Origin of the sequence: Streptococcus pseudopneumoniae, from assembly GCF_038148935.1 — a bacterium.
GTDB classification, from domain to species: Bacteria; Bacillota; Bacilli; order Lactobacillales; family Streptococcaceae; genus Streptococcus; species Streptococcus pseudopneumoniae_U.
On record NZ_JBBJZX010000074.1, the window covers coordinates 1 to 9,807 of the forward strand.

The following is a 9,807-nucleotide window of genomic DNA, read 5'->3' on the forward strand; positions in this document are numbered from 1 at the left end:
TCTTTGATTTTCATTGAGTATCAACTAACATCTTTACATGATAAAACGCATCCAATCAAGCTCACTCAAACCTGATTGGATGCGTTTTTATCATTTTACTAAAATATTTTTACCCCGCCTCATTTTTCTTCTTGATTCCGTTTAAGGGAAAAATGGTCTGGGACGGGGTCCTTACCTGTTTTCGACCATGGATGGCAACGTAAAATTCGAGCCAAACCCATCAAAACACCCTTGAAGCCATGTTTTTCAATAGCCTGAATCATGTAGTTGGAACAAGTCGGCTCAAAGCGACAAGAGGGTGGAAAGGCTGGTGAGATAAACCGTTGGTAAAAGCGCACAGGCGCTATTAAGATTCGTTTCATTATTTCTTGGTTACAGCCATGGTGTGTAGTTGGCTGATTTCTTTTTTATTAAGACGACGAGATTCTCCTGGACGGAGTCCTGTCAAGTCTAGGTGTCCAAAACGAGTCCGTGACAACTTGTCCACTTGAAGACCAACAGCTTCAAACATCTTTTTAACCTGATGGTTACGTCCTTCATGAATGGTCAACTGTACCACAGAGCGATTTTTAACTGGGTCCACTTTGAGAATTTCATAAACAGCTGGCTTGGTTTTCTTGCCATCAATCTCCAGTCCACGGGTCAAGGGGCGGAGATTATCCTTATTGGCCACACCTTTAACACGCGCGACATAAACCTTGTCAATCTCATTACGAGGGTGAATCATCTCATCCGTAAAATCCCCATCATTGGTCAAAATCAAGACACCTGATGTATCCCAGTCCAAACGACCTACAGGATAGATGCGCTCTTTCACGTTGGGCAAGAGGTCGACAACCGTCTTGCGACCCTTGTCATCTGTCACACTGGAAATGACACCGCGTGGTTTGTTAAGCAGATAATAGACCTTTTCTTCGTTGTAGATAGGCTGGCCTTCAACTTCGACCTTGTCGCCTGACTTGATGGTCGTTGCTAGTTCACGTACCACCTGGCCGTTAACCGTCACCAAGCCTTGCTTGATCAGCTCTTCTGCTTTTCTCCTACTGGCCACACCTGCGTGGGCAATATACTTATTGATTCTCATCTTCTTCTATCCTTTCACCAAATAATTGGCTTTCTTGGGCTTGAATCTCAAGCTCATCAATCACTGGTAATTCTTCTAAATGATTTATCCCCATGTAATCTAGGAAATAATCTGTAGTCACATAGAGGTTGGGGCGACCCAACACTTCTTTTTTCCCGTCTTCTCGTATCAAGTCAAAGGCCTGCAACTTTGCCAAGGCCCCACTCGAGTTGACCCCACGGATGGCATCAATCTCTATCCGTGTGATGGGTTGCTTGTAGGCAATGATGGACAAGGTCTCAAGGGCAGCTCGAGATAAACTCTGGTTGATAGGTGCCTTAGAGTATTCCTTCAAAACCGCTGCAAATTGAGGCTTGGTCACCAATCTATAAGCGCCCCCTGTCTCAATCAGAGCCAAACTGGAATCTGGGTCCTTTTCATACTTCTGGACTAATTTTTCTAAACTCTGTTGGATGCCTGTCGGTGGCAGAGAGAGGAGTTCAGCTAACTGGCGGACTCTAATCCCATCTTCACCCGCTACAAACAAGAGCGCTTCTATTTTTGCTAAAGTACTCATCTTTCCTCTCTATCAAGTCTAGTTTTGGACCACTTGACTTTCTTCCTTCTTTTCCATGAGATAAATATCTCCAAAACTTTCCTCTTGCACAAGGATCAGCTCCTGGGTTTTGATTAACTCTAGGGTTGCCAAAAAGAGGGTAATAACCTCTTGGACATTCTGGGCTTCCTTAAACAAATCCTGCAAGCGCAATTGATCTCGTCCAGTCAAGGACTCTTTCACGATAACCATCATGTCCTCAATCTTATACTCATCCCGCAAGATAGTCGTGTGATTCTGTGCAAACTCCTCTTTTTTCTTGGCTAGGATATTTGAAAAAGCCAAAAAGAGGTCAATGGTCGTCTTGTCATGCACAAGCTCCGCATCTTCGTAAATCAACTCTGTCGGCGCTTTGGAATAGTACTGGGCCCGTTCTTGGTGCTTGGCTTCCAAGTGCTCACCCAAGAGCTTAAACTTACGGTATTCTTCGATTTGAGAGAGAAGATCCTGCTCCAGGTCATCCTCCAAATCTGTCACTTCCGCTACCTTTGGAAGAAGCTTGCGGCTCTTGATCAACATGAGCTGACTGGCCATGACCATGTACTCGCCCGTCACTTCCAGACGCATGGCCTGCAGGGTTGAGACATAGGCTAGATACTGCTCGATGACTTCCGTGATGGGCACATCGTAGATATCCATCTGGTACTTAGAAACCAGGTGCAAAAGCAAGTCCAGGGGCCCTTCAAAATCTTTTAATTTAATATCCATTATCTATATTTTTCTAAGGTCAGGACTGTTTTTAATCCTAATTTTTTTGCAATTTCGTACAAATCGACCTTGTTTTCTATTTGTCTTAGAATAAACTGTTCTCGCAAGGCTTGGGCTGATAAGGCTGGAAAACCTCTCTCCTTGACAAAAGCTTCTAACTGACGAAAGGCCCACTGACGAGAATAGGCTTTCCCTCCCCTTTCAAACAGATAGGTCTGGCCCATCAAGGGTTCTAGCTCTGAAAGCAAGGTCGTGGGAATGGTGACAATCCTCTGTTGGGAAGCCTTCTGGATTCGCAACACCTGAAAATCCAGATTGATATCCGCAACCTTTAGAGCTAAAATCTCACTCGGCAAGAGTCCCATTTCTAGGATTAAGAGTGCTAGCAAGCGACCCTCTGGATAGTCGCTTTCTTGCCAAAAAGAGTCTAGGTCTAACAGTTCTGGCTTTGCGGTCTTCTTTTCAGCTTGTTTAGCTAATTCTAAGCGGTAAAAGCTATCCACTTCTCCTTTTTGATAGAGAAAGTAGAGAAATTGATTACAAGCCGAAATTTTCCGCTTCTGGGCGCTGATTTTCAGACTGGCTAGCTGGACTTGGTAAATCTTGAGACTGGTCTCCGAAATCCGCTCACCCACAATGTCTAAAAATTGCTCCAAATCATACTTATAGGACTGCTTGGAATTGGCAGACAAGCCCTGCTTTTCCTCTAAAAAGGCTGAAATCCTATCTCTCATTTGCATCGAATCTCGTATTCCTTACTAAAGTCATGCAAGAGAGCATTGACTGCCTTGAGGATAGACTTGCGCGTAATAATCCCTTGGAAAATACCTTCTGCGTCCACAACCGGCAAGAAGGACTCATCTACCAGCTTGTGCAAGACCTCCGTAATGGTAAAATCAGGCGAAACAACCGCTACATCCGTTTTGGTCATATGAACGATATCCGTATCTGCCATGATTTCTTGACTCAAGTCATGTTCCATCTGATAAGCCATAATATCTCTGAGCCCAATCGTCCCAACAAACTGTTTTTCATCTGTCACAACAGGAACACGGGTATAGGTCATCTGACTAAGCAAGAGGGTCGCGTGATCCGCATTGTGGGTATCAATCAACACGGCCAGATTTTCAGCAGGGGTCAAAAAAGTTTCCTCCTGTCCCAACAAGAAAGTCTCAAACTCCTTGGCAATCATCGGCTAAACTCCTTAGACAAGCCCGGATACACCTCATGGGCTCGTGTCAAAAAGTCAACTTTGAAATAACTATCATCAATCTCCACACGAGCATAGAGACATTCTCTGATGGTCCCACGTGGTTGACTGATGGAACCTGGATTTAGAAAGAGGGTCTTACCTTCCATCCAAGCGCTTGGCACATGCAAGTGACCATAGAGGCAGATATCGGCCTCTTCTTCCTGAGCCCAGTAGTCCAACTTTTGAAAATTGAAATTAATGTCAAACAAGTGACCATGGGTTTGGATAATCTTGGTCGAACCAAGCTCAGTCACCAAACGTTCTGGGTAGCCGGCGTAAAAGTCCATGTTCCCTTTAACAACACGGATGCCTTCCCAAAGGGGAGAATCAGGACGCAGTTCAGAATCGCCATTATGAAAAACGGCATCAACTTTGCCTACATAGCGATCACGGATTTCTTCCACAATCAAGCTATCGCCATGGGAATCGCTCATTACAATGATGGTTTGCTTTGCCATGATGGAAATACCTCCAAAAGTTTCTTAACGGCTAAGGCGCGGTGAGATTGGCTATTTTTTTCTTCAAGGGTTAATTCAGCTGATGACTTACCTGTCTCTCCTACAAGGAAGAGAGGATCATAGCCAAATCCATTTTCACCCTTAGGTTCAAAGTTAATGTAGCCAGGCCAGTCTGCTTCAACAACCAAGCTTTCCTTGTTTGGACTGGCTACGACTAGGGTTGTATGGAATTGAGCCGAGCGGTCCTTGAGTTCAAAGACCATGGCCAATTCGTGCAAGAGCTTGGCATTGTTTTCACGGTCAGTAGCTCCCACACCTGCGAAACGAGCTGACCAGACACCTGGCAAGCCACCAAGGACATCGACTTTGAGACCTGAGTCATCTGCCAAAACCATCTTGCCCGTTAATTGAGAAATAGTTTCTGCCTTGAGACGGGCATTTTCTTCAAAGGTCATGCCTGTTTCAGCTACTTCAGGTAAGTCAGGATAGTCATTAAGATTTTCCACATCGTAGCCTAGCTTGTCAAAGATAGCTCGGAATTCCTTGGTCTTGCCCTCGTTTCGAGTCGCAATCAATAAGGTTTCTCTGACCTTGTTTGTCTCAAAGAAAGCTTCTACATCAACACCTTCTTTAGGCAATTCTACATGCAGGAGTTGCCCATTTTCAACTAAGAGAAAAGCCCCCTGACGTTGGATGACTTCCACATTTCGTCCCATTTCTTGGTTGAGGATATCTACCACAAAAGACAATAAACGGTAGAGAGAACCATAGCGTAAAACAGTAACAGAAACAGGAAAACCTCGATCCTCATCTCGAAATCTTTGGGCAAACTCCAATAGAGGAAAATCCAAATCATCATCCGTCAACGTCCGGACGCCACCAAAAATACCATAGGACCCGACATACCAGTCCTGTTCATCCTTATATTCATAAATTTTATTTGTCATAATTCTACATGCTCCACATGAATCTCTTTTTCCAGCCATTCTTCACCAATTTGTGCAAAACTTTGGCTACTGGCTGTTGTGTAAAAACGGTGATGAAGTGGTCCAGAATCGCGACCACGATTGATTTCAAAATAATTAAGTAAGACTGAGATGTCCCGTACGCACTCTGCCCCACTATCGATGAGCTGAACCTTGGGCCCCATGACATTTTGAATAATAGGTCTGAGGAGTGGATAATGGGTACAGCCCAAAATCAGGCTATCCACCTTTCCAACCAAGGGACGCAGGGTTTCATAGACCACTTTCTTGGTGACACTGGTTGACAGAGCACCAGACTCCACCAAGGGAGCAAACTTGGGACAGGCCAAACTCTCCACCTGTAAGTCCGGATCCAAATCATGGATTTTCTGACGGTAGATATCTGATTGTACCGTCATGGGCGTTCCAATCACTCCGATTTTCCCACCTTGACTGGACTTGATAGCTGCCGAAGCTCCTGGCAAAATCACACCCAGGACGGGAATATCTAGTTGAGCCTTAATTTCTTCCCAGACGACCGCAGTTGCAGTATTACAAGCAATGACAATCATTTTGACATCCTTGGTCAAGAGAAAGTTGACCAACTGCCAAGTATATTCACGAATTTGCTCAGCAGGACGGGGACCATAGGGAGCCCGCGCCGAATCTCCAATATAGACGATTTCTTCATGGGGAAGCTGGCGCATGAGCTCGCGCACAACAGTCAAGCCCCCGACACCCGAATCCAAAAAACCAATTGGTCGATTATCCATACAGTCTTCTTTCTAGTCTTTTTTCTGATTGATAGTTCATTATGATTATTGATCCTTATGAACTGAATGACAGCCTAATCAACAACTATCTCTCTTAATCATAATCAAATATCAATAGAATGCAAGGAAAAAGTCTCATCCCTAAACCCTTAGCCAACATAGTGAGAAGTCTGGAACTTTCATCCCAGACTTTTCCTTATTTATTTTTTCTTTTTATTGTTAGCAAGGGCTGCCTTTTGTTGGCGGATGATTTGGTGGTAAACTTGTTGTACCTTAGCTTCGCTTGGTTTTTGACCATTTGCACTCAAAAGAGTACGAACTGCTTCAGCATTCAAACGTGGGTTGTCAGCAAATTCTTTTTCGATTTGCTTACGAACCAAGTACATTCCTCCAAGAGCTCCTCCTAGAAAAGCTAGCACAATCAATACAATTGCTAAAAGTAAATCCATCATATTTCTCCTGTTTCTTCTTGAGTCTCTTTCATTATACCACAAACTAGCCACCCTGACTAGTTTGTTTTACGCTTTCATAGATGGAATAGACAGCAAAAAAACCCTGCTTTTCTGCGAAAGAGGGCTCCTTACTGAGTTTAATTTACATAGATAGCCAGTGTTTGATAAGGTTTGAGTAGAATTTTTTCAGACACTTCTGCATCTTTATAGTTTGAAAGTAAAATCTGTCCATTTTGGTAGGCTAGAGGTAAGTCAATTTCCACTTCTGTAGCATAAAAGTTATTGAGCACTAGTAACTTTTGATCCTCATACTGACGTTCAAAAGCGTAGACTTGCTTGCTATCTTCAAAGGCTGGTTTGTAACTTCCTTCTGAGATGATAGGCATTTCTTTGCGAAGTCGAATCAAGTCTTGGTAGAAGGTAAAAGTCGGACCTTGGATTTCATTTTCTACATTGATGTGAGGGTAGGATTTTCCTGCCTTGAGACAAAGAATGTCTACTGTGAATCCTGCATTTTCCAAAGCATCCCACTGCATGGAAATTCGTGAATTATCACGCTACTTAGCCTGAATAATCTGGAAGGCTTCTTCCTGACTTTTTCCTTCTTTTAAGAGCATCTGATAGGCATTGAGCGATTCAACATACACATAATCATCCATGGAATCATAATCAGGGTCAATCATCCCGATTCCCTCGCCCATGTAGATATAAGGTGTCCCACGTGAATTTCGATTTGTAGATTTTGCAAAGCGTAAGAAATAAAAGACTGAGACACTAGATCTCAGCCTTTTTCTTTATCCCAAAACCAATTCATCACTGACTAGACTTTGCCCACTATTTTTCTGGAAGAGATGCATGAGATCTTCAACTGTCAGATGCTTTTTCTCCTCTCCCTTGACATCCACCACTATCTTGCCTTGATAGAGCATAATGAGACGATTTCCGTACTCAATCGCATGGTTCATATCGTGGGTAATCATCAAAGTCGTCAACTGATGGTGTTCCACAATCTTTTGCGTCAAATCCATCACCATTTGACTCGTTTTCGGGTCAAGTGCCGCAGTATGTTCATCCAAAAGCAAAAGTTTGGGTTTCACCAGAGCTGCCATGACTAGGGTCAAGGCCTGTCTTTGTCCTCCTGAGAGATATTGAGTATCTACTTTTAAGCGGTTTTCAAGACCAATATTCAACTCCTTCAAAGCCTCTTGGAACTGGATTCTATCCTTCTCCTTCACGCCCCAACCAAGCCCTCTCTTTTGCCCACGTCTCAAGGCAATAGCCATATTCTCCTCAATCGTCAAACGCGAAGCCGTTCCCATCTTAGGATCTTGAAAAACACGGGCGATATCCTTGGCTCTCTTTCTTACACTCAGATTTTTAATGGATTTGCCTGCCAGTAGAAGGTCCCCCTCGTCCACCGATAGATTGCCAGCCAAGATATTCATCAAAGTGGATTTCCCTGCTCCATTTCCACCAATCACAGAGATAAAATCTCCCTCTTCAACCTCTAAATCTAATCCTTTGAGGACATGGTTCTCATTGACCGTCCCTGCTTCAAATGTTTTGTGAATATTTTCAAGTGTTAACAAACTTGCCATAACTTTCTCCTCCTATTCATTTCTCAATTTCAGACCACGAATCTTTAATCTCTTTTGCAATTCTGGTGCAAATAAAACTAAGGCTAACAAGATTGCATTAAAGAGACGAACCAGATTTTGATCTAGATTTGGAATTTCATAGATATTTAAAATAATCAAACGGTAAACAATAGCACCAATTCCGATGGATAACAAGCGGCCTCCAATGGTCAAGTCGTGTATCAAGACTTCTGCAATAATGACTGCACTCAAACCAACAACGATGGTTCCTGTCCCAGAAGTCACATCTGAAAATCCATCATTTTGGGCAAACAAGGAACCACATAAGGCAATCAAGCCGTTTGAAATCATGTAACCAACAATCTTCATGGTGTCTACATTGACCCCGTTGGCCTCACTCATCGGAATATTGTCTCCAGTCGAACGCAAGACAAGGCCAATCTCCGTTTTCATCAAAAGGGTCAAGACCAAACAAACAAGTAAGAGACAGGCCAAACTGAATGAGAAAACAGCTTCTTCATTTGTCATTCCCAAGCTAGCCAACTGTTTAAAGACAGTTGAAGAATCTCCCAAGGAAAGATTGGGCACACTTCCCATGATTTTAATATTGATTGAATAAAGCCCTGTCAAGGTCACAATCCCTGTCAAGAGAGCTGGGATTTTCATCTTGGTGTGGAGCATTCCTGATACAAGGCCTGCTACCATACCTGCCAGCAAGGCAAGTAAGGTTGCAATCCAAGGATTTGTCCCTGCCTGTATCTGTGATACAACGACAGCTGCCCCCAGAGGAAAGGCTCCTTCAGCAGTCATATCCGCAATATCCAAAATACGGAAAGTCAAGTAGACCCCAATCGCCATAATCGACCACAACAAACCTTCTGATAAACTAGATAACACAAAATTCATCTTAAACCTCCTTATTCCTTGCCTTCTAACTTACTGATATCAATTCCTAGTGCATCTGCCATTTCTTGATTGGTATGCAATTCCAGTTTTTCAGGCAACTCAACTGCTATATTTTCTGGCTTTTCACCTTTTAAAATACGAATCAGCATACGTGCTGTCTGTCTTCCCAATTCTTCATAATTGGTTCCGTAGTTATACAAGCCACCAACAGCAATCATTTCTGTTGAACCACCGAATACTGGAACCTTGTGTTTAATAGAAACCTGCTTGACTGTTTCCATGGTTGATGAAATGATATTATCCGTTGGTACAAAAACCATATCCACCTCTGCCATCAAGCTTTCTGCAGCCGCCTTGACGTTGTTACTGTCCAAGATTGTTTTTTCAACAACAGTAAAGCCTTTTTCTTCCAGAAGACGCTTAGCTTCATCCTTTTGGACAACTGAGTTTGGCTCGCTCTGAGTATAGAGAATTCCAATCGTTTTAGCTTTTGGCAACACTTTCTTTATCAAATTGATTTGGGTTGAAATGGCATCTGATGACTGGTCACTTGTCCCAGTTACATTGCCCCCAGGATGCTCTCTTGACTCAACCAACTTGGCACTGACAGGATCTGTTACCGCTGAAAAGATAACAGGTGTCGTTTGTGTTGTATTGGCCAAGCTCTGAGCAGAAGGCGTTGCGATGGCTAGAACGACATCACTAGATTCTGCTAGTTGCTGGGAAATGGTTTTTAGATTTCGTTGCTCTCCCTGTGCATTTTGCAAATCAATCTCAATATTTTTCCCCTCAACATAGCCTTGCTTGGCCAGCTCATCCACAAAGCCTTCTCTGGTAGCGTCCAAAGATTGATGAGTAATAAACTGCGAAATACCGATACGAAAAACATCTTTTTTCTTATCTGCCTTCAACTGATGCAAACTGATCAGAGAGATCAAGAGAATCCCCACTACCAAGAGGGGTGCTAGTAATTTTCGAACAACTTTCATAATGAAACTCCTTCTCAGAAAAGATAA

The 9,807-nt window shown here is 43.2% G+C and carries 13 protein-coding genes and 1 pseudogene; all 14 read right to left on the bottom strand.

The features are described from left to right. Positions 1-119: 119 nt before the first annotated feature. On the bottom strand, positions 120-362 hold the full coding sequence (yidD, locus tag WKI42_RS08015) for a membrane protein insertion efficiency factor YidD (RefSeq protein WP_000821624.1): 243 nt from the start codon (positions 360-362) through the stop codon (positions 120-122). Then, positions 362-1,084, bottom strand: coding sequence for a pseudouridine synthase (locus tag WKI42_RS08020; RefSeq protein WP_001222228.1), 723 nt, complete (start codon positions 1,082-1,084; stop codon positions 362-364). Before WKI42_RS08020 ends, yidD begins: the two co-directional genes overlap by 1 nt. After that, positions 1,071-1,640 (bottom strand): SMC-Scp complex subunit ScpB, encoded by a 570-nt coding sequence (gene scpB, locus WKI42_RS08025; RefSeq protein ID WP_164226036.1) that lies wholly within the window; start codon positions 1,638-1,640, stop codon positions 1,071-1,073. The genes WKI42_RS08020 and scpB overlap by 14 nt, the downstream gene beginning before the upstream one ends. Before the next feature lie 18 nt (positions 1,641-1,658). Continuing rightward, complete coding sequence (locus WKI42_RS08030) at positions 1,659-2,387, bottom strand: segregation/condensation protein A (RefSeq protein ID WP_164226035.1); 729 nt, start codon at positions 2,385-2,387, stop codon at positions 1,659-1,661. Then, positions 2,387-3,121 (bottom strand): site-specific tyrosine recombinase XerD, encoded by a 735-nt coding sequence (gene xerD / locus WKI42_RS08035; RefSeq protein ID WP_318968716.1) that lies wholly within the window; start codon positions 3,119-3,121, stop codon positions 2,387-2,389. Before xerD ends, WKI42_RS08030 begins: the two co-directional genes overlap by 1 nt. Then, the gene (gene cbpB / locus WKI42_RS08040) at positions 3,118-3,579 is read right to left on the bottom strand and encodes a cyclic-di-AMP-binding protein CbpB (protein ID WP_125451503.1); all 462 of its coding nucleotides are present in this window, start codon (positions 3,577-3,579) and stop codon (positions 3,118-3,120) included. The genes xerD and cbpB overlap by 4 nt, the downstream gene beginning before the upstream one ends. Then, positions 3,576-4,097, bottom strand: a complete 522-nt coding sequence (locus tag WKI42_RS08045; protein WP_020903097.1) for a metallophosphoesterase — start codon at positions 4,095-4,097, stop codon at positions 3,576-3,578. The genes cbpB and WKI42_RS08045 overlap by 4 nt, the downstream gene beginning before the upstream one ends. Next, on the bottom strand, positions 4,073-5,083 hold the full coding sequence (locus tag WKI42_RS08050; RefSeq protein WP_398576671.1) for a nucleoside-triphosphate diphosphatase: 1,011 nt from the start codon (positions 5,081-5,083) through the stop codon (positions 4,073-4,075). The genes WKI42_RS08045 and WKI42_RS08050 overlap by 25 nt, the downstream gene beginning before the upstream one ends. Beyond that, positions 5,041-5,835 carry a glutamate racemase gene (gene racE / locus WKI42_RS08055; protein ID WP_050972309.1) on the bottom strand — a complete coding sequence of 265 codons (795 nt, stop codon included), beginning with the start codon at positions 5,833-5,835 and terminating at the stop codon, positions 5,041-5,043. The genes WKI42_RS08050 and racE overlap by 43 nt, the downstream gene beginning before the upstream one ends. Before the next feature lie 200 nt (positions 5,836-6,035). Continuing rightward, a complete protein-coding gene (locus WKI42_RS08060; RefSeq protein WP_000364990.1) occupies positions 6,036-6,284 on the bottom strand; it encodes a YneF family protein in 249 nt (82 codons plus the stop codon). A 140-nt stretch (positions 6,285-6,424) separates the two neighbouring features. Next, positions 6,425-7,012, bottom strand: a pseudogene (locus tag WKI42_RS08065) (alpha-amylase family glycosyl hydrolase); the annotation flags it as partial. A 69-nt stretch (positions 7,013-7,081) separates the two neighbouring features. Beyond that, the gene (locus WKI42_RS08070; RefSeq protein ID WP_000157661.1) at positions 7,082-7,885 is read right to left on the bottom strand and encodes an ABC transporter ATP-binding protein; all 804 of its coding nucleotides are present in this window, start codon (positions 7,883-7,885) and stop codon (positions 7,082-7,084) included. A 12-nt stretch (positions 7,886-7,897) separates the two neighbouring features. Next, complete coding sequence (locus WKI42_RS08075; protein WP_368081643.1) at positions 7,898-8,791, bottom strand: ABC transporter permease; 894 nt, start codon at positions 8,789-8,791, stop codon at positions 7,898-7,900. 11 nt (positions 8,792-8,802) lie between these two features. Then, the gene (locus WKI42_RS08080; protein ID WP_368081644.1) at positions 8,803-9,780 is read right to left on the bottom strand and encodes an ABC transporter substrate-binding protein; all 978 of its coding nucleotides are present in this window, start codon (positions 9,778-9,780) and stop codon (positions 8,803-8,805) included. Between the last annotated feature and the right edge of the window lie 27 nt (positions 9,781-9,807).